The 18,632-nt window shown below is 41.8% G+C and carries 20 protein-coding genes and 1 tRNA gene; 5 read left to right on the top strand and 16 right to left on the bottom strand.

Annotated features, from left to right (window positions below; genetic code table 11):
- Positions 1–55 precede the first annotated feature (55 nt).
- From hpt to NSQ54_00485, 11 genes are all read right to left on the bottom strand, one after another.
- The gene (gene hpt, locus NSQ54_00535) at positions 56–598 is read right to left on the bottom strand and encodes a hypoxanthine phosphoribosyltransferase (protein ID WYP26656.1); all 543 of its coding nucleotides are present in this window, start codon (positions 596–598) and stop codon (positions 56–58) included.
- Positions 599–648: 50 nt separating this feature from the next.
- On the bottom strand, positions 649–2,028 hold the full coding sequence (tilS, locus tag NSQ54_00530) for a tRNA lysidine(34) synthetase TilS (GenBank protein WYP28467.1): 1,380 nt from the start codon (positions 2,026–2,028) through the stop codon (positions 649–651).
- 114 nt (positions 2,029–2,142) lie between these two features.
- Positions 2,143–3,096: a protein kinase family protein gene (locus tag NSQ54_00525; GenBank protein WYP26655.1), complete on the bottom strand. Its 954-nt coding sequence runs from the start codon at positions 3,094–3,096 to the stop codon at positions 2,143–2,145.
- Positions 3,062–3,796 (bottom strand): VWA domain-containing protein, encoded by a 735-nt coding sequence (locus tag NSQ54_00520; protein ID WYP26654.1) that lies wholly within the window; start codon positions 3,794–3,796, stop codon positions 3,062–3,064. The genes NSQ54_00525 and NSQ54_00520 overlap by 35 nt, the downstream gene beginning before the upstream one ends.
- Positions 3,797–3,871: 75 nt before the next feature.
- Entirely contained in the window at positions 3,872–6,367 is a 2,496-nt protein-coding gene (gene spoIIE, locus NSQ54_00515) for a stage II sporulation protein E (GenBank protein ID WYP26653.1), read from the bottom strand.
- 325 nt (positions 6,368–6,692) lie between these two features.
- A tRNA-Met gene (locus NSQ54_00510) sits at positions 6,693–6,766 on the bottom strand.
- A 140-nt stretch (positions 6,767–6,906) separates the two neighbouring features.
- Entirely contained in the window at positions 6,907–7,377 is a 471-nt protein-coding gene (locus NSQ54_00505; protein ID WYP26652.1) for a S1 domain-containing RNA-binding protein, read from the bottom strand.
- A gap of 76 nt (positions 7,378–7,453) precedes the next feature.
- On the bottom strand, positions 7,454–7,831 hold the full coding sequence (locus NSQ54_00500; GenBank protein ID WYP26651.1) for a septum formation initiator family protein: 378 nt from the start codon (positions 7,829–7,831) through the stop codon (positions 7,454–7,456).
- A 590-nt stretch (positions 7,832–8,421) separates the two neighbouring features.
- The gene (yabP, locus tag NSQ54_00495) at positions 8,422–8,730 is read right to left on the bottom strand and encodes a sporulation protein YabP (protein ID WYP26650.1); all 309 of its coding nucleotides are present in this window, start codon (positions 8,728–8,730) and stop codon (positions 8,422–8,424) included.
- Positions 8,731–8,845: 115 nt separating this feature from the next.
- On the bottom strand, positions 8,846–9,652 hold the full coding sequence (locus tag NSQ54_00490; GenBank protein ID WYP26649.1) for an alpha/beta hydrolase: 807 nt from the start codon (positions 9,650–9,652) through the stop codon (positions 8,846–8,848).
- 122 nt (positions 9,653–9,774) lie between these two features.
- Positions 9,775–10,113 carry a L,D-transpeptidase gene (locus NSQ54_00485; GenBank protein WYP26648.1) on the bottom strand — a complete coding sequence of 113 codons (339 nt, stop codon included), beginning with the start codon at positions 10,111–10,113 and terminating at the stop codon, positions 9,775–9,777.
- A 387-nt stretch (positions 10,114–10,500) separates the two neighbouring features.
- On the opposite strand from NSQ54_00485, the gene ehuB reads away from it, so the two are divergent.
- The 4 genes from ehuB (at position 10,501) to ehuA (ending at position 13,592) form a co-directional block, all read left to right on the top strand.
- A complete protein-coding gene (gene ehuB, locus NSQ54_00480) occupies positions 10,501–11,361 on the top strand; it encodes an ectoine/hydroxyectoine ABC transporter substrate-binding protein EhuB (GenBank protein WYP26647.1) in 861 nt (286 codons plus the stop codon).
- Between the two features lie 100 nt (positions 11,362–11,461).
- Positions 11,462–12,118 (top strand): ectoine/hydroxyectoine ABC transporter permease subunit EhuC, encoded by a 657-nt coding sequence (ehuC, locus tag NSQ54_00475; protein WYP26646.1) that lies wholly within the window; start codon positions 11,462–11,464, stop codon positions 12,116–12,118.
- Positions 12,115–12,819 carry an ectoine/hydroxyectoine ABC transporter permease subunit EhuD gene (gene ehuD / locus NSQ54_00470; protein WYP26645.1) on the top strand — a complete coding sequence of 235 codons (705 nt, stop codon included), beginning with the start codon at positions 12,115–12,117 and terminating at the stop codon, positions 12,817–12,819. The genes ehuC and ehuD overlap by 4 nt, the downstream gene beginning before the upstream one ends.
- Positions 12,816–13,592: an ectoine/hydroxyectoine ABC transporter ATP-binding protein EhuA gene (gene ehuA / locus NSQ54_00465; GenBank protein WYP26644.1), complete on the top strand. Its 777-nt coding sequence runs from the start codon at positions 12,816–12,818 to the stop codon at positions 13,590–13,592. The genes ehuD and ehuA overlap by 4 nt, the downstream gene beginning before the upstream one ends.
- Before the next feature lie 55 nt (positions 13,593–13,647).
- Here ehuA and NSQ54_00460 read toward each other — a convergent pair whose 3' ends face one another.
- On the bottom strand, positions 13,648–14,244 hold the full coding sequence (locus NSQ54_00460; GenBank protein WYP26643.1) for a VTT domain-containing protein: 597 nt from the start codon (positions 14,242–14,244) through the stop codon (positions 13,648–13,650).
- Between the two features lie 149 nt (positions 14,245–14,393).
- Here NSQ54_00460 and NSQ54_00455 point away from each other — a divergent pair, with 149 nt between their 5' ends.
- Positions 14,394–14,549 (top strand): DUF1540 domain-containing protein, encoded by a 156-nt coding sequence (locus NSQ54_00455; GenBank protein WYP26642.1) that lies wholly within the window; start codon positions 14,394–14,396, stop codon positions 14,547–14,549.
- 47 nt (positions 14,550–14,596) lie between these two features.
- Here the strand turns inward: NSQ54_00455 and NSQ54_00450 are convergent, their stop codons facing one another.
- The 4 genes from NSQ54_00450 to NSQ54_00435 all read right to left on the bottom strand — a co-directional run bounded on the left by NSQ54_00450 (position 14,597) and on the right by NSQ54_00435 (position 18,496).
- On the bottom strand, positions 14,597–15,664 hold the full coding sequence (locus tag NSQ54_00450; GenBank protein ID WYP26641.1) for an NAD(P)/FAD-dependent oxidoreductase: 1,068 nt from the start codon (positions 15,662–15,664) through the stop codon (positions 14,597–14,599).
- A gap of 121 nt (positions 15,665–15,785) precedes the next feature.
- Complete coding sequence (locus tag NSQ54_00445; GenBank protein ID WYP26640.1) at positions 15,786–15,995, bottom strand: hypothetical protein; 210 nt, start codon at positions 15,993–15,995, stop codon at positions 15,786–15,788.
- A gap of 207 nt (positions 15,996–16,202) precedes the next feature.
- The gene (locus NSQ54_00440; protein ID WYP26639.1) at positions 16,203–16,370 is read right to left on the bottom strand and encodes a hypothetical protein; all 168 of its coding nucleotides are present in this window, start codon (positions 16,368–16,370) and stop codon (positions 16,203–16,205) included.
- A gap of 83 nt (positions 16,371–16,453) precedes the next feature.
- Entirely contained in the window at positions 16,454–18,496 is a 2,043-nt protein-coding gene (locus NSQ54_00435) for a hypothetical protein (protein WYP26638.1), read from the bottom strand.
- Positions 18,497–18,632: the final 136 nt, after the last annotated feature.

Here is an 18,632-nt window from a genome sequence, read left to right as displayed (position 1 = left end):
CACGTCCAACAAAGCTGCAATAATAGTACCATAACGGACTTTAAGTCCACAAACATTACCCCTCATAAATCTCTGGTTTTAACACACCGATGTAAGGAAGATTACGGTAACGTTCCGCGTAATCAAGTCCAAACCCTACTACAAAAGCATCTGGCACTGTAAAACCACAAAGATCAGGGACGAGATCTACCTTGCGTCCATCAGGCTTATCTAAAAGAGTGACAACCTTAACTGATTTGGCTTTTCTATAATGAAACAGCTCAATTAAGTACTTAAGAGTAAGTCCGCTGTCAATAATATCTTCGACAATCAAGACGTCACGTCCTTCAACAGACGTGTTTAAGTCTTTAATAATTTTCACTTCACCAGATGAAACCATGGCGTTCCCATAGCTAGATACATCCATAAAATCTAATTCAAGGTGAGCATCTACGTGCTTAATTAGCTCTGCCATAAAAGGAAGTGCACCTTTTAGAACTCCTACAAAAAGCGGGAACGCGTCTTTATATTGTTCCGTAATTTCGCTTCCTAATTCACGGGCTTTATTCTGGATTTCTTCTTCGGAAATCAGTATCTCTTTCAGTTCATCTTTCATCAAAGGCTTTTGACCCTCCTGTTTAGTTCGGTTTCTAAAACGCATCGAGCGACTTAGTCCCTTAAAAATGTCAGCTTCACAATGTTCTTAGTCTCTTCTGTAACGACTGCTATACGTGATCTTTGTAAGTATGGTACCCAAATAATTTGTCCATGTGCATCCGTAACAATTGGCCACTCTGCTCTTAACGATTTAGGTAACTTCCGATCAATAAAAAGCCTATTAAGCTTCTTAGTGCCATCCATCCCTAAAGCATCAATCCGATCACCTGGTAGCGGAACACGGACGATGAGTGGCAAAGTAATGGAGTCTGAATCCAAGAGCACCTCATAGGGTTCGACGGGTTCTTCATGACTTACAGAAGTAGCGCTCATCTCACCAAAGGTGTGAAACACTTTTCCCGGCACCACAAGCTCTTTAGATATCTGATTCCGTTTGTTTTGCTCGTTTCGCACAAAGTGACAACGGTTGTATTCGCGATTAACTTTAAGTCCATCAGCCAGTTCAAGCTTAGCTGAAGGATTACTCGCTCCTAGCATTGTTATCGTTTGCTCAATATGTACAGAAGTAATACGGGTAGACCCCTTGTAAAGATAATTTAATATTAGATGAATCATTCTCCTTTGTAAAGGGAGCGCCACCGAGAGGAATGAATCAATGGAGATTGTAACAATTTGTTCACGTTTCGCTTGGACTACCTGCGTCATCGCCTCTTCTGCTAAATCATTTAAAAAATCCTGATCCTCTGATTGCCATTCGTGGTATCGCTGAACGTGCTTATGTATATTTGGATTCTCTTCGGTTACAAACGGAAGAATCGTTTCCCTAAAACGATTACGTGTATACACTGCTGATGCATTACTTGAATCGACCCTGTAGGGAATACCTTTTTCCTCACAGTACGTGATAATATCTGATTTTGATAAAGTTAAAAAAGGTCTGATCAGCTTTGCTTGATAAAAGGGTCTTACTGCTTCCATTCCTGGCTTTTGCAGGGCATTTGCACTTCGAACAAGTTTCATAAGGACCGTTTCAATTTGATCATCCCCGTGATGCGCAACAGCTAAGCAGTCCCCGTTCACCTCATTCATTATTCTTTCCAACTGGCTGTATCTTAACTCTCTCGCTGCAAGTGATGAACCAACCCGGTGCTCTTTAGCGTATTGCTTAACATCCACTTTCTCAGAGACGAATATGATCCCGGCTTGCTTACAATACGTTCTTACCATCTGTTCATCCTGATCTGACTCAACTCCTCGAAGCTGATGGTTAATGTGAGCAGCCGTTACACGAATCGTATACCGTCGCCTTTCTTGATGGAGAAAATGCAGCAAGGCCATTGAGTCTGGTCCTCCGGAAACGGCAACAACAATATGCTGTCCTTCTATACCCATATGTTTGTACTTCATAAACGTATGCACCGACTCTTCCACGTTCAAACCTAAACGACCCCTTTGCCTCATCTTTCACTCTACTTGAGTTTATTATAGCGCGTTTAGACGAAAACATGTCTCAAAAAAAAGAAAAGGCCTTAACGTACTAGGCCCTTACATTGTAAGAATGAATAAGTATAAAAGACATCCAACAAAAAGTAAGGTCGCACTTAATGCTAACTCTACCTTAAACCCGCGCTTTTTCTTATGTTTTTTTGCGCGCAGACGCTTTGTTGTTACTGTGCGTTCAGACGCAGTTACTTGCTGCATGACTTGAGTCAGATCTCTTTTCATGGAACCTGCTTGATTATAGTGTCCAGTTAATGCTTTAACTAATATGGATTCATACGGTCGTAAGAGAGGTTGACCGTGGATCGACGATTTAAGTTGCTGAAGGGGTGATCCTGATTTTTTATCAAAACGTTTCGGATAGGCGCAATTAATCATAATCATGGCAACAGAAAATAAATCATAGGAAGGCTCAGCCTTTCTTGTGCCTAGCGTCCAGTAACCTCTATCAAAGAACTCCGTGTACTCTTTAATCGAACGTCCTAAAAGAGTTGTTCCCCCAACATCGAGCCACCGTACTCGAGAAGGAGGACCCGTTACAAGTAAATTATCTGGCTTTAAATCACCAAACACCCAGCCCTCTTTGTGAAGATTCTCCAAGTCTCCAAGTAATTGCAGAATCATTAGACCCAACCACTCAGGTCCTTTGCCGTGCATGAACGTAATTAACGCTTCACCTTTGACGTATTCCATCGCGTAGAATGGATAGGTCGTCCCATCGAACAACATATCATCTACGTCCATTAACTTTGGACCTAATACAACCCTCGTTTTTTTGGAGAATTGTCTTAGTACATTCACTTCATTTGTAATCGCCATACCATCTGTTCCCATTTTAAGAGCCACTAAACCGTCCGTTGACTGGGTAAGATACACTGTTCCCGTTGCACCTTCACCAAGGGTGCGGATCACAGTATATTGTTTTTTATTCCATTTGCCCAAAAAACGAGCACCCGAAGCGAACTTAATCGGCGATTTCGTCGAGTAACTGTTCCTCATGATTCAGCAAGCTCCTTTTCGAACCTTTTTGAGTAAAGATACGAACGGCAGCTTGAATTGCAGGACCAGTTGGCGTCGTTCCTCCAGGTGATAGCTTTTGAAACACAGTTGTTAAGCTATCTAAGCGAGGTGTCCATTCGAGCAAACGATCCACTTCGCGTCTTTTCCCAGGGAATGAATAGAGAGCAAAGCGATTCTCCCCTACTCTGGAAGTTAAGCTAATAGACAGGTCTGTCAAAGCCTCTTGCACCATTGGCAGCTTATCACGCATACTTGCGCTTGTATCAACTAAAATAAGTACCTCTAGTGAAATGGTCTCTCCTAAATCATCAACCACTTCCATGATCTGTCCTCTTTTTTCAGGTGGCAAGTCCTCAAGTTCCTGCCCACCCCCTAATATATCCTGCAGTTCTTTGTTTACGACCCCATGCAAGGTTTGTGTCATTGCTTTTCTTGTAACCATCTGCACAGTCTTTGCTAGCTGCTTAGCATAAACAATTTGGCTAACACCGCCTCCTGCAAGAGCAATCGCTTCTACTTCTTTTATACCTTGTTCATTTAATGAATCTCCATCGACGATCCCGATCACATTAAGTGTGATTCCTTGTTCCCTGCCAATCGCCGCTATTGCAATAGGATCTTCTCCTTGATTTGAATGTCCATCTGTAATTAACAGGATTTGCTTCAATGTACCTTTCATCGACAATCCCTCCAAGTGTGTGAATGGTACCATCCTTCACGCTTTAGAGAGAATCTATACCTGCATATCCCTCGCTTAAGCCCTTTTTTTCAAAGGAGGCGAAGGCCGGTAAAGTGGGATAGAGGCCCATTTTGGTGTATTTCGTTTCACCTCAGCTACAATGACTGTCATATCATCCTCGATCTGGTACCCACTATCTGACCGGATTACACGTTCCAGAATCATGTCTGCCATCTCCTGTGGATCAGCTCCTTCTAGTTCTGAAATCATTCGTTTCATCCATTGATCTTTGTTTTCAACATGGGTTGGGGAGTCAAAAATCCCGTCACTAACCATGATAATGATGTCACCAGCTTTAAGCTGTTCACTAACAACGTCTACGTCAAAATCTTGGAACATGCCCATTGGTAGATTGCTCGCATCAATTTGGAGCACTTTATCTCTTCGCTTAATAAAGGTAGGAATCGATCCGATTTTAAGAAATTTCGCTTTAGCCGTTTGTAAATCAATCATTGCTAAATCAAGTGTTGAAAAGATTTCGTCTGTTGTTCGGAGGGAAAGGACTGAGTTTACAGACTTGATGGCGACCATCTCCTCAATGCCTGACTCCAGAACTTTTTGTAGCAGCTTTAATGTTTCAGTACTCTCCAGGTGCGCCCGCTCTCCATTCCCCATCCCATCGCTAATTGCGAGCGCAAACTGACCCGAACCGAGCTCAAGAGTAGAAAAGCTATCTCCAGAAATCCAAGCTCCCCCCTTCGCAACATTCGCTACACCCGTTTCTACAACATATTGCCTTGCTGAAGCAAAGGTCATATGACTATGTCCATTTGAATAGAACCCCGTTTCCTCCTTTTGAAGCACAATTGTTTCATTCAACAGGGATGAAAGCATAGGAGCGATCACTTTCTCGCCCATTCCCTGCCCTCCGTCAAATGGAACACTTAACTCAATTTCGGCTTGACCTGCTCTCAAGCTGTAGATATCAATGTGCCCCACTTCAATCCCTGCTCCTCTAAGCATTTCTAAAAGCTCTTCCTCCTGCTGATAGTGAGCCTCCTTCTCTTTTTGAATTTCCCGGGCGAAGTCCCCCATCACTTGAGACACTCCGAGTAATTGATCAGCTACAAGCTTTCGGCTTTCAGACACTTGCTTTCTAAGCATTTGATTCACTTGATAGTGGCTGTGTTCTGTTACTATAGCCTGAACGACTTTTTCCGGCCTGATACAATGCTTATTCCATTCCATTTGAAGAATTTGATCCTTCACCTCACCATTTTTCTCCGTTTCAGTCATAATTTTATTCATCGTTTCATAGGTTTTAGAAAAGTTCTGAACCCAGCACTTCTCTTTTTTAAAGCAGGTTTGGCATGTTTTCTCCGTTACATTGCTCAGGAAATAATCCACTTCCTTTTCGCCTCGCTCCCGCTCATCAGTAGGAGGAGGCATCTGAAAGCTTTTTGATAGTGTCTGAAACAACGTGGAAAACTGTTCCACTTTACCTGCTGTAACATCACGTATTTTCTTTAAATATTGCTGCTGCTCATTCGCATACTCCACCGTACCTGGTATGTAGCGTGATATCTTATGAATGAAGCGATTTGGCGTGAGAAAAAACAATAGAATAGCAGCAAATGTTTCTAGTAGCGTGGCCGCGATGCCTGGTCCTCCCTCGCCATACATACCTATTAATAGAGTACCGACAAGAAGACCTACCGCTACGCCCACTTTTTTTCCTTCTTTAAGAAGACCTCCAAGTAACCCTGAGAAGGCAAGCAAGCTCATTTGATATAAATTGGCAAGACTAGCTAAGCTTAATATAAGTCCGGTCACCACCCCGACTGTAGAGCCTATCGCCGCTCCGCCAACTAATCCAAAAATAAGTAATAGATATCTGGCCATCACGTGTTCAACTGTCATATCGTTCCATGCCCAACCAACGGTCCCCGTCATTACAGACGCTAGCAGGATAATTAAACAAATAATTTCTTCATTCTTTAAAGGTCGCTGAATTCGTTTAGCTGTTAATAGCGGCACGCTTTGCAGGAAGATCATCGTTAAGATAAAGCTAAGTCCCGATTCCACAGCTGCCATCATGAGGGCGTACCCTGATATCGTTCCGGTTCCAATAAAGACAAGACCCAGTCTTGAAAGTAAGCTGGCAGAGAAAACTAAGTAAGGCAGTGCACTTTTTTGGTCTGTTACAAAACGTGTGACAGCTTTCTGTAAGAGGATATATGCAATGATTGCCGTAATGACAAATCCGACCTGCCCGTGATAACTAAATATAGCCCCACCTAACAGAGAGAATGCAGCAATCGCTGCCTTATCACGTTTCAGGAGATAAACCGCTGCCAGAAGAGGCAACACAAACGGAGTTAATTCTGTTAAGATGACGGCTCGTCCGAGTAAGAATCCCATAATGGCGATTAGAAGACCCCATTTATAGAATGCTGTATCAAACCAACTAATGGCTTGTCGTTTCATTGAATCTGTGGTTCCTTGATAGACTTGACCGACTTTCGCTATCCATACAGGTTCACTCCATAACTTTACAGCTTTCTTTAACATAAGAGACCCACCACCCTATTAGATTCGTGGTCTCATTATAAAACTAAGTGAAAGCAAGATTTTGTCATAATCACAGGAGGCAATAAAGAAATCGTTCGACTTCATTCGGCCAGAAACAAAGGAATGACACATAGAAGGTTGAAAAGCGTGTTCAAATAGGCGCACATAACCACCTTTTATCAGTGTGTCTGCGATAATTTGGCATACGGTTTTCTGTTTAACTTTAAAATCATTGTGAAACTAGCATACTAGCGGGTTTTTCTTGAAACGACAAAAAAAGATCGACAGGAATCATCCTGCCGATCTTTCTTACGTCTTACCATTATAGCGGCGGAGGGGATCGAACCCCCGACCTCACGGGTATGAACCGTACGCTCTAGCCAGCTGAGCTACACCGCCTCGTGTGTCACTTGAAAATGACGACAAGGTTAAATATACCCTCATCTGCTGGGCAAGTCAATCATTTTTTACATAAAAAAAGACAGATTCATGATCTGTCTCTTTTGTCTATTCTATAAGGAGCTTATCAAAACAGCAGTTTAGCCTCTTTTTGCACCGCGTCCTCCACGTTTAGATTCGGTTTGACGCTTAATTGTGGTTAAACGTTCTTCGCTATCCTTTAAGAAGCGACTAACCTTATCTTCAAACGTAACGGTTTGCCTAACATTTCCTCTTTGACTGCGGTTTCCTCCTTGAGGTCGACTATTATTAAATGGTCTGGAGGGGCGTGAGGCAGGACTAGGACGTGAAGCCTTGTCTGGCGCACTAGCCGGGCGATCTTGAGCCTTTCTAATTGATAAACCAATTTTTCCGTCTTTCTCAACGTTTACAACTTTCACCAGGACTTCCTGGCCAACCTTCAAAAACTCATTAATGTCTTTGACATAGTTATCAGCCACTTCACTAATATGAACAAGTCCAGTTGTTCCGCCCGGTAGTTCTACGAATGCACCGAAATGTGTAATGCCCGTCACTTTGCCCTGCACCTTGCTGCCTGCTTCAATTGACATGAAAAGATAGATCCTCCTTAGATATCTGTAAAAAAATCACTTTGAAATATAGTATAACCGAAAGCAAAAAAAGGTGTCAATCTGATGATGATTCTGGTAATTTATATAATGTTTCTCCAGGACGTGTCAAAAAATAATCCCTTCTTAGAACTTCTCCAATATAATCAGGATTATTATAATTCCGGATATCCTGTTCAAGTTTTTCCTGTTCTGCTATAAGGGCGTCATGATCTTCTTTTAATGCTGCCTGTTCTTCTTTCTTTTCACTAATGGACTTGGCCTGGGTAATTAATGTTGCTGATACAATACCAAGTATAATGAAACCAACAAATCCAAGCACTGTCAGTCGTCTCATTAACCCCCGCTTACGCTTAAGCTGTAACTGCTTTTCTTGCTCACGTTGCTTAATATAAGCTGAATCTAATTCTCTTATAGTAGGTTTTCTGTTGGCCATTCATGATCACCTCTTGTCTTTCTTCTTCCATACCGAACGGACAACCTCCTTTATTTTTTGAAAAAAAGGTTGTAACCTCCGCCAAAGCTTTGTATCCCCGATTATTCGATTGATTGGCCGCATCAACCACTCGAGTGGTCTCCAAATGATCAAAAATAGGATTAGACAAATCTTCCAAACGATCGTTACTATCATCATACAAAAGCTTAGGATTAGATACAATATCCATTTTATCGGCTTAACAATAACGTAATACAAGCTTTTATTCGTAAAACGGACAATCCCAACAACTAAAGCAATGAGCCTGTCCAGTAAGTAGTTAAAGATTCGTTGTAAAAGGGCTCTATATGTGGCATAGCCACATAATAAAGCACAAAACACATAAAAACGTAGCTCTCCCATGTTTGATAGGAATAGCACATAAAAGACGATCAGTGCCAAGCAACACCAGAACAGGAAGTCCCTCACTGCAACCACCCAGCTAAAAGCGTGTGGGCGGCGAGTGAGTTTTCCGTACGTATCCAATGAGGCACCTAAACACGCACCCATAGCCAGCATCGATAACATGGTCTGAAGCTGTATGGTTAACGTCACTTAAATAACTTCCCTAGAAATCCTTTGGACTTATCTGGACCGGAATGATCTAGATAAATCATGTCATGTATCTTACCTTCTATTGAGACGAGTCCTTGCTCGACATTTAAGTTTTTCATATGAAGATTTTGGCCTTTAACCGATAAAAAACCCATCGTTGTTTCCATTAAGAATTCTTCATTATCAAAGCTTTCTACTTGTTTGACACCCGTAATATCAAGCTGTTTACGTCCTTTTAACGTAATATCGTGATCCTTGGATTCACTTGCTCTGCCCATTGGTGTGCCGAATTCAAACTGATCCATCCGTATCTCCCTCCAACAACTTAGTAGTTCACTATATGTTGGGAGGGAGTGAATTAGAACAAGCCCTTATGCAGAGGGAAAAGCTGCAGCACTTCGGCTCACAGCTTCACCCATCTTATCCTTTTAAGAATTGCAGTATCTCATGATTTACCTTCTCTTTTTCTTCAAACACTAAGCCATGTCCACTATTTTCAAATGGAACAACAGTGGCTTCAGCAATCCCTTCCTCCATAAACGAAGTGAATTCAAACGGACAAATCTCATCATGTTTACCGTGGAGAATCAACGTTGGAACATGCACACTTGCTAGATCAACTCGTCCATCCTCATCTCGTAATGCATGAGCTGAATGAATGGTAGCATGAGGCGACGCTGTAAGTCCTAGGTTTAGGAACCATTCAGAGAAAGCTTCCGACATGTCTTGGTGAAAGAACATCCCACCAAAGTCTTTAAGCATTCCTGGTCGATCTGCCTTGAGATTTGCAATTATGTCGTCTACTCCAGACTTCTCGAGACCATGAGGGTATTCATCTCGCTGTGTGAAAAGAGGTGCAGCTGCACCAAGCAAGACTAGCTTCTGAACAGGGTTTTCTTTATACTTTGCCAAATAACGAATGGCAATCGGGCCACCCATGGAGAAACCAACGAGTACAACATCTTGTAAGTCAAGCGCCCGTACAACTTTATCAACGTCTGCTGCCATCGTGTCGTAATCATATCCACTCCATGGCGCATCGGATTTCCCGTAGCCACGTAAGTCCATTCCTAAGAAACGGTAGCCATGCTTTGGTAGTTCAATTTGTTGATACTCAAACATCTTATGGCTAACTGGCCATCCGTGAAGAAAAAGAATAGGTGTGCCTTCGCCCACGTCCTCAACATATACGTTTACATGTTCGTCAACTTCTATATAGTGTCCCATTTAGACCATCTCCTGTTATATAAATCTAACTATTATATATGTTCCCCGTTCCTCCTGCTGTAAACATAGTGACGAGGAAGCAGAAGAACCGACGAGCCAACCTTCCTTATCGGTTCTTCTTGTTATGGAATAATTGAAACGGGTGTACCTACAAATACTTGCTTTGATAGCTCCACTACATCCTCATTGTACATGCGCACGCAGCCGTGAGAAACGGACTTTCCAATGGAGGATGGATCATTTGTTCCATGGATTCCGTAGTGGGGTTTAGACAATCCCAGCCAAAACGCTCCAAATGAACCGCCTGGATTCGCTTGTTTATTTACAATCGTAAATTGTCCATACGGAGTCATCGTTGCAACCTTTCCTATCGCAACCGGATACGTCTTAATCGCTTGGCCATTCTCATAGAGCGTCAACTGATGTGTTGTTGTCTTAATTTGTATCGATTTATTAGGCATATACAAACCTCCGTATGACATTATATGAACCCATCAATCCTGAAATGACCCTCTCATTTGAACGACCCGCCAATTTTTCTGAAAATTATGTTTGCATTGTTTAAACAACGGGTATAGGTAGATTCATATTTAAAATGAATGCCTTTCAAATCACTTTTATTAATTAGCAATTCAGATGATTCGGACGATATTACATGCTTAATCTATGAATAGTATGTATCCCTCTCTCTTAACACGCTAAAAAGCAACATAATTCGCTTATATGCTCTCTTAGTGCTTTTGTCATCCCAATTAAGTTTTGATACGCTAAATAAGTGCAAATCGTAGGAAAATTAACTAAGTAAGAGTGTTTTTAACAAAATTACCATATATGAAGGGATTGGTTTTTTGAACGTAAAAACAGGTTACATACTATCAGGCTTGCTTTCTGTTGCTATTCTTAGTGCATGTTCTAGTGTTGGCGGCGACACGCTAGAGAACATTCAAGAAAATGGAACAGTACAGGTAGGCGTAGCAAACGAACGTCCATATGGGTATGAGGAAGCTGACGGCGGAGTAACCGGGGCCTCCGTAGAAGTTGCAAGAGCTGTGTTTAGTGAGCTAGGGGTTGATGAGCTTGAAGGTAGCGTAGTGGAATTTGACGCGCTCATTAACGGGGTAAATTCAAGAAACTTTGATGTTGTAACAGCTGGTGTGTATGTCACACCTGACCGTTGTGAGAATGCCTTATTTTCTGAACCAGATTATCGGATTGGTGAGGGTCTAGCTGTTCAACCTGGAAATCCGCATAATATAACCAGCTATCAGGATATTGCTGATAATCCAGATCTTACAGTCACCGTTATGTCTGGAGCGATTGAGATTGAATATCTCAGAGAAATGGGCGTTGATAATTCACAGATTGAACAGGTTTCAAGTATTACTGATAATATTTCCGCTCTATCCTCGGGTCGTACAGACGCCATTACGATGACTGACCTTACGTTACGTACTGCCCTTCAAGATCAGGATGATGAGAATGTTGAGATTGTTGAAAACTTTGAACAGCCGGTCATTAACGGTGAAGAAGTATATGGATATGGAGCTGCTGTTTTTCATCCAGACGATGAGGAATTTAAAGATGCATACAACGAGAAGCTAGAAGAATTAAAAGAGTCTGGCAGAATCTTAGAGATTATGGAGCCATTTGGTTTCACTGAAGATAATATGGTGAACGATATGACCACTGAGGAGCTTTGTGCAGGATAATAAACAAAACTAAATGGATCAGGGGGATATCTCTAAGACGTAAACCGTACAACGAGGTATCCCTGTTTTATTTAAATGAACCGTTAGGAGTGAACACCATTTGAGCGCAGTAGATATTGTACAAGTACTTATGCGAGGATTGCCCACAACCGTTTCACTTCTGTTAACGGCAACAGCTTTGGCATTTACCGTTGCGTTTATTGCTGGTATTTCAAGAGTATCGAAATACAAGTTTGTTCGTATTGGTACGATGATTTATGTAGAGTTTTTTCGGGGTACGTCCTTATTAATTCAATTGTTTTGGTTATTTTTTGTGTTACCTGAAGCCTTCGGAATCCGTCTAGATCCATTTGTTGCCGGGGTCGTCACTTTAGGATTAAACTATGGTGCTTATGGCTCTGAAATTGTGAGAAGTGCGATTTTGTCTGTGCCAAAGGGGCAAACAGAAGCAGGGATTGCTTTAAACATGACAAGAACACAACAGATGTTTCGAGTGATTCTCCCGCAAGCCTTTCGAACGATGATACCTGGTTTAACAAATAATTCAATTGAGCTGCTAAAAGGAACCTCTTTAGTTGCGTTAATTACTCTTCAAGATATGATGTATTGGGGACAAAATTTACGTGGAGCCGATTACAGTAGTGCTCTTCCTGTTTTTGCTATTCTTCTTGTTACGTACTTTTTAATTGCCTTACCACTTATTCTTCTCTCTAAATACTTTGAGAAGCGGGCATCAAGGGGGGTGGCTAGCACATGATCGACTGGCAGGTTGCTATAGACGCCTTTCCTGTGATTTTTCGTGCAATGTTTGTCACCTTGGGTATTACGCTCGGCGCATATCTGGTCTCCGTTGTGTTTGGACTCGTACTGACACTGTTAGGCAGGTCTTCTTTTAAGCCTCTTGCATGGACCGTATATGGATTTGTACAATTTGTAAGAAGTACTCCGCCACTTGTTCAGTTGTTTTTTGTATATTACGCGTGGCCACAAATTCCTGTAGTCGGTGTATCGATGAGCGCGGTAACAGCTGGAATTGCGACACTCGGTATTCACTATGCTACATACTTATCGGAGATTTATCGTTCGGGGATTAACTCGGTTCCAAAAGGGCAATGGGAAGCGAGCCGGGCACTAAACTTCAGTCGTCCAAAAACATGGATAAAGGTTATTCTGCCACAGGCGATCCCTCCGGTTATTCCGATGATGGGGAACTATTTAATTGTGTTATTTAAAGAAACGCCACTCCTCATGGCGATCTCTGTTTATGAAATGCTTGCAGCGGCTCGTGAGCTGGGTGCGTCGAACTTTCAATATACAGAGGTGTATACGATCGTAGGTTTGTTATTCCTACTTCTTAGCTATCCATCCTCTCTCTTAGTCGGCTATGCAGAAAAACGTATGAATAATCGAATCCAAAGAAAAGCCAAAAAAGTTGAAAAGGAGCAGGCATCCGCATGACACAACCTATTGTACAATTTAAAGGACTCGGTAAATCCTTTGATGAATTAGAAGTGATGAAAGATTTTACGCTGGATGTTGATCCAGGTGAAATTGTATCCATTATCGGTCCAAGTGGTTCCGGTAAAACAACCATTATACGAATGTTAATGACTCTTGAAAAACCGACCGCGGGTGATATTATCGTGGAGGGTGAAAATCTGTGGAAGATGCAGGCAAAAGGTAAAATGGTCGATGCGGACGAAAAGCATTTACGAAAGGTTCGCTCCAACGTCGGAATGGTGTTTCAGCATTTTAACCTTTTCCCTCATATGACGATCTTGCGCAACTGCACGGAGGCACCCATTCACGTCCTTGGCATATCTAAAAAAGAAGCCGAAGCACGAGCAACTCAAATGCTCGAAAAGGTTGGACTCGGTGACAAGGTAGACAATTACCCTATTCAACTTTCAGGGGGACAGCAACAACGTGTGGCAATCGCCCGTGCACTTGTCATGCAGCCTAAGATCATGCTGTTTGATGAGCCAACCTCCGCGCTTGACCCGGAGCTTGTTGGTGAAGTACTAGAAGTTATAAAAGACCTTGCACAGCAAGGGGATATGTCGATGATTCTTGTTACGCATGAGATGGACTTTGCGTGGCAGGTTTCAGATCGAATTGTTTTTATAGCTGATGGCAAGCTTGTTGAGCACGGTAAACCAAGCGATGTGCTCGACAACCCTAAGAGCGAGCGACTTAAGAATTTCCTTGAACGTTTTCGCACTCAAGTGTAAGTTTATCGTAAAACACAAATATGGCGAATCCTCTCCGCAGGGGTTCGCCATTTTGTTATCCATTTTCCTTTTGTATGTCTGCCTCTTGGGAGCGATTCTTTTGTATTTTGCGCTTCATGTAAATACCAATAAGAAGAAGTACGGCAATTCCCAAGAAGATATAGGTTAAGTAGGAGTCAATTAAATTCTCTGCTGCTCTCCCGTAAAAGTAAAACAGAAATCCAACTGCATAAAATTTAACGGCTCGGCCAAGAGCTGCATACCCAATTAGCTTCCATAAAGAAAACTTCATGGCCCCCGCCATAATTGTAAACACTTTAAAGGGAATTGGTGTGAATGCTCCTATTAAGATCGCAGCTTCTCCGTTCTTTGTAAAAAGTGTTTGTGCTTTCGCTAACGCATCCTTTTTTAGTAGACGTTGGAGGACTGAATCCCCGAGAAAATGCCCAATAAAGTACCCAACGGGGGTTCCAAGCATACATGCCACATATCCCACCGTTGCGAGCCAAATCGCGTCTGCAGGGTTTAATAAACTAAGGGAGACTTGAAGGAAAAATGCCGGAATTGGAAAGATAATGGCATCAGCAAAGGAATGAATAAACAACCCCCAGGCGCCAAAATCCCTCAGAAAATCAATGACTGCTTCAAACACCTTTTCTCCCCCCTCTCTTTTTCTAACTAGCTATGTAAGTTTATTATGGCATAGAAACGTGTATGAATATATATCAAAAATGGTGAAGAGAATATGGGTACTGTCTCTTTCTTTCCTGGTGGCCAAAGATCAGAACAGGAGGGAATACCATGGCGCAACAAATCCTTTGTGAAGTTTCAAGCTGCATGCACTGGGCTGGAGATAACCATTGTGGGGCAACGGAGATTTACGTGGTGAATCATCACGATAAATCAAAGGCAAAAGAATCCGCCGAAACGGATTGTAAGACCTTTCAGGTGCGATAACTCGCAGGCAAAAGAAGAGACGCGCGTGCTGCGCGTCTCTTCTTTTCTTATTCTGTTCCAGCAGTAACAAGCTGGTCTTTTTTGAGGATCTCTTCATTCTTTTCCTTGAATCGCTCATTATGAGAGGAAACATAGGCTTGTGCTGTTGCCTCGGGCTCGATAAATACCTTCGCCTGATTAATGGCTTTGGCTCCATCCACATACGCGCCTGCAATCAGTCGCAGCTTCCCGTCGTTACTGACTAAGTCACCAGCTGCAAAGACGCCTGGAACGCTTGTTTCCATCTTTTCATTAACGGTTAAAATTCCTTCATTTGTTTCAAACTGAAGCGGACTCTCTAACAGAAAATCTAGATCCATCTTATACCCATGATTTACGATGACTGCATCTACAGGATACTCCGTGCATACCTCGGTTTCTAAGTGCTTTAACGTAACACGCTCAATGGCTTTACCTGCTGCATCCCCGTGCAGCTCCTCTAAGCAATAAGGTGCGAAGACTTCAACAGACGAAGCTTTCATTTGGTTTACATTGCTTTCATGACCGCCAAATTCATCTCTGCGGTGAACAACCTTTACACTTGCAGCCAACGGTTCAAGAGCATTTGCCCAATCCACAGCAGAGTTTCCGCCCCCAGAGATGACGACATGCTTCCCTCTAAACGTATCAAGCTGCTGCACCGTGTAATGAAGGTTCGTTACCTCATAGCGGTCAGCACCTTCAATTTCAAGCTTAGCTGTTTTGAAAATACCATGTCCAACAGCCAATACAATACTTTTTGAATAATGCGTTTCACCTGATGAGCCTTTTAGTAAAAAAATGCCATCCGCGCGTCTTGTTAGCGTTTGAATTTGCTCGTTTAAGCAAATGGTTGGTTCGAAGGTTCGAGCCTGTTCATTTAAGTTAGTCAGGACCTGTTGACCTGGAGTGGGAGGAAGTCCTCCAATATCCCAGATGATCTTCTCTGGATAAAGCAAGATCTTACCACCCAGCTGTGGTTGATACTCAACGATTTTCGTTTTCATATCGCGCATTCCACTATAAAACGCACTGTATAATCCAGCCGGTCCACCGCCTATAATGGTCACATCAAAAACCTCTTCGTGATTCGCCACAACGATCCCTCCAATTGGTGCATTGATCCTTTATTTACCGATCTTCTCATTAAAAATGATTCTCATTCTTAATTATAACAAGGATTTTCTCAATTGCAAAGAAAAAAAGCAGTACCAAAGGCTACTGCTTCTCACATGTAACAGGGGACCAGAATCCTTCTTTTTGAACAACCACTCCGTTTCCCTCATCAAATCGTTCAAAACACTCGTCAATGATCCTCATATTTTCCTGATGATTCCGACTAATCTGGATAAACACTAGAACTGTAGCGATGAGAATAACGCTTGCACCAACTATAAGAATGACCCAGTTTTTGTTCTTTGGCTTCATAGGTTCCCTCCTGCATCGTCTTAGATCTATTCTATCATGCTATGGAATAATGCTTGAGTACATGTAAAAAAAAATCAAGCACACAGAGTGTGTACTTGATATAACACTTAGAGCGAAAAGAATTAGATACCAACCTTACGTGAGGAGTGAATCTGCCTCGGTTATAAGAAAGGTATGTAGGACGGAGTAAAGACCTCCGTCCATTAACTAATCCAGTACTTGCATCTCTGTTTCCTCGAGAACCTGTTCTAGATGTGTAATCTCCTCCTCAATCGCTGCTGAAAAGCGACTATGTTCATTTGTCGCCTTACCCTTTAGCGTTTTGAGGAACTCTAGCTCTCGGTGAAACAGTTCTCGCTCTAAGCGATTTAACATAGATATCCTCCTCACTTTTGGTTAGGTTGATACCTATGTTTTTTGTTTACCCTGTTATAGGAAATTGCAATCACTAGAATTATTTACTGAAACGAATCTCCAATTTCAATTAAGGTTTCTTTTACATGCTCTGGCCCATAGGCTTGGAGGATGTCGTTGTTTATATCAAATTCTACTTCATAATAGTAGGTTCCATCAAACAACTGTAAACTCGTGTAATCATCAACATAGAATACTGTTTCCCATCCTTCTAATTCAACAAACTCACCATGCTCTTCATTCATAAAGAAAGATGGTTCATCTCCATTCTTAATCGTTAGCTTAAGAGTGAGATCTCCTGTGCCTTCCCCTTTATATTCAAGGAAATAGCTATCAATTTCTCCATCTCTGCCAGTACTCAAACGAGGATCCATCGACTCTACCTCCTGTATAGGGAGAAGAGTTGGAAAACGTTGTTCTTCAATTGGCATATCATGAAATGGTTCTTCAATTGGTTTCATTGACTTAGCCATCGCAATCATTTCTTCTTGTGAGTACTTTCGTGCTTCATACCGATAACAAATATTGTCGATTTTAACAGATAGCTCTACATCATCATTTCCAAATTCATAGAAATAGATATCAGATCCTTCCATCGTATCAACAACTTCTGCATTATCTTCCAATCTACATTGCCTATCTTCATCTTCATGAACGTACGCTCTAAAGTCTATTTGATCCTTTGCATATTCTGATGTATCCAAATTGATTCGCTGCCAGTAGCTTTCCTCAGAAGTATGGTTAAATCGGTAGTCGAGGGTCTCCGGAAACTCAGTTGGATACATGACACGTGTACTACTTTCTAAGACTTCACGAAGTACGTCTCTTTCATTTGCGTTCTGCTCGGTCAACGTAATCTCATCTTGCTCAGGCTCGTCTCTTTCACGCACGTCTACTGCTTTAAACTCTGATTCTCCATATGTTCCGATGTCTCCAAGCGCTACTCGAAACAAACGAGAGGTATACGTATCGTCATCTTCACTATCCTTATCTGTATAGAATACATAATCTCCGTTAATCGTAATATGAAAACCAGTTGAAGATCGTAAGTCGATATCATCCGGAAGGGCTCTTGTCTCTTCTGTATCAAGATTATGCATAACTAGCTGATCGTCATCCTTTAACAACATGTTTCCATTTATATCAAAACCAATTACTCGATCGTGTCCGATAGATTCGTACGCATCGGTCTCCCCACTCTCAAGATTCATTATATAATGCTCTTCAAACGCCGAGTCACTCCCTCGGTTCTCAGTAATGAGGTAATAAAGATACTTACCATCGGGGGACATAGTTGCAGAATAAATAAACATATTATTACTATCAAACTCTTCAGCAGCTTCCTCCACACTGGCTAACTCAGTCACTTCTCCTGACTCAACATCTAGTAAATGTAGCTTTAAAACAGTATCAATTAATACCTTTGAGCCATCAGCCGTTGGTGTAATCCCATTCAGAGAAATGTCATCTGTCTCCAACAGCTCACTTAGTAAGAAGTCAGTTTTTTCTTCGCTCGTAACATCATATAAAGTAATGAACAGCTCTCGATCGATTGTATCTGTCACCATATATACAACCAAATCATCTGTTATACCCGCCAGTTCATCCACATAATCGTCTGTCTCAAGTGCTTGATGAATCAATTCATCCTTTTCCAGATCATATACGGAAAATTCGATCCCCTCATCATGACAATTGTATAAAAGGTATTGCCCATTTGGCGAAGGCGCCATATCTACACATCGTCTTTCAACATCCTCTTCCAGAGCAAATTTTCGACCTTCAACGGCCTCGCCACTCGGATCAATTACATATGTATAATATTCACTTACACGATCGATGTCTTCGTGACCCGTAATTACTGACGTTTCACCAGACGCACTTGTTCTAAGACTTTGCAGATCGTAATCAGACAAGCCTTCATGGTTATATTCAAATATAACCTCTTCAGACAACGAAGAAGACTCGTCCTCTTCAGCTGTCCTAGCTTCTTCCGTTGGTTCATTCTCTTCAGACACATCTGCGTTAGATGAACAACCTACAACCCATACACTCATCATTGCTATGAGCATAATCAATTTCTTCAAACAAACCACTCCAAACGTAAAAAGGATTTTATTAGATCAGTACCACCTTTTTCACCTTCCCTGTAAAATAAAGTAATAAACTTCTAATTACATAAAAAAGCAAATGATTCATTTAGAATCATTTGCCTCTCGAATG

Source organism: Alkalihalobacillus sp. FSL W8-0930 (genome assembly GCA_037965595.1).
In the GTDB taxonomy this organism is placed as follows: Bacteria; Bacillota; Bacilli; order Bacillales; family Bacillaceae_D; genus Alkalicoccobacillus.
The sequence above is the reverse complement of the archived record's forward strand: the minus strand, read 5'-3'. Positions and strand labels throughout refer to the sequence as shown.

Excerpts from the sequence above, each read along its gene's own strand:
- ehuA (WYP26644.1), top strand. The coding sequence starts at position 12,816 with ATGACACAACCTATTGTACAATTTAAAGGACTCGGTAAATCCTTTGAT.
- NSQ54_00445 (WYP26640.1), bottom strand. The coding sequence starts at position 15,995 with ATGAAGCCAAAGAACAAAAACTGGGTCATTCTTATAGTTGGTGCAAGC.
- ehuD (WYP26645.1), top strand. The coding sequence starts at position 12,115 with ATGATCGACTGGCAGGTTGCTATAGACGCCTTTCCTGTGATTTTTCGT.
- NSQ54_00490 (WYP26649.1), bottom strand. The coding sequence starts at position 9,652 with ATGGGACACTATATAGAAGTTGACGAACATGTAAACGTATATGTTGAG.
- spoIIE (WYP26653.1), bottom strand. The coding sequence starts at position 6,367 with ATGTTAAAGAAAGCTGTAAAGTTATGGAGTGAACCTGTATGGATAGCG.
- NSQ54_00525 (WYP26655.1), bottom strand. The coding sequence starts at position 3,096 with ATGAGGAACAGTTACTCGACGAAATCGCCGATTAAGTTCGCTTCGGGT.
- NSQ54_00485 (WYP26648.1), bottom strand. The coding sequence starts at position 10,113 with ATGCCTAATAAATCGATACAAATTAAGACAACAACACATCAGTTGACG.
- yabP (WYP26650.1), bottom strand. The coding sequence starts at position 8,730 with ATGGATCAGTTTGAATTCGGCACACCAATGGGCAGAGCAAGTGAATCC.
- NSQ54_00500 (WYP26651.1), bottom strand. The coding sequence starts at position 7,831 with ATGGCCAACAGAAAACCTACTATAAGAGAATTAGATTCAGCTTATATT.
- NSQ54_00455 (WYP26642.1), top strand. The coding sequence starts at position 14,394 with ATGGCGCAACAAATCCTTTGTGAAGTTTCAAGCTGCATGCACTGGGCT.
- NSQ54_00520 (WYP26654.1), bottom strand. The coding sequence starts at position 3,796 with ATGAAAGGTACATTGAAGCAAATCCTGTTAATTACAGATGGACATTCA.
- NSQ54_00440 (WYP26639.1), bottom strand. The coding sequence starts at position 16,370 with ATGTTAAATCGCTTAGAGCGAGAACTGTTTCACCGAGAGCTAGAGTTC.
- NSQ54_00505 (WYP26652.1), bottom strand. The coding sequence starts at position 7,377 with ATGTCAATTGAAGCAGGCAGCAAGGTGCAGGGCAAAGTGACGGGCATT.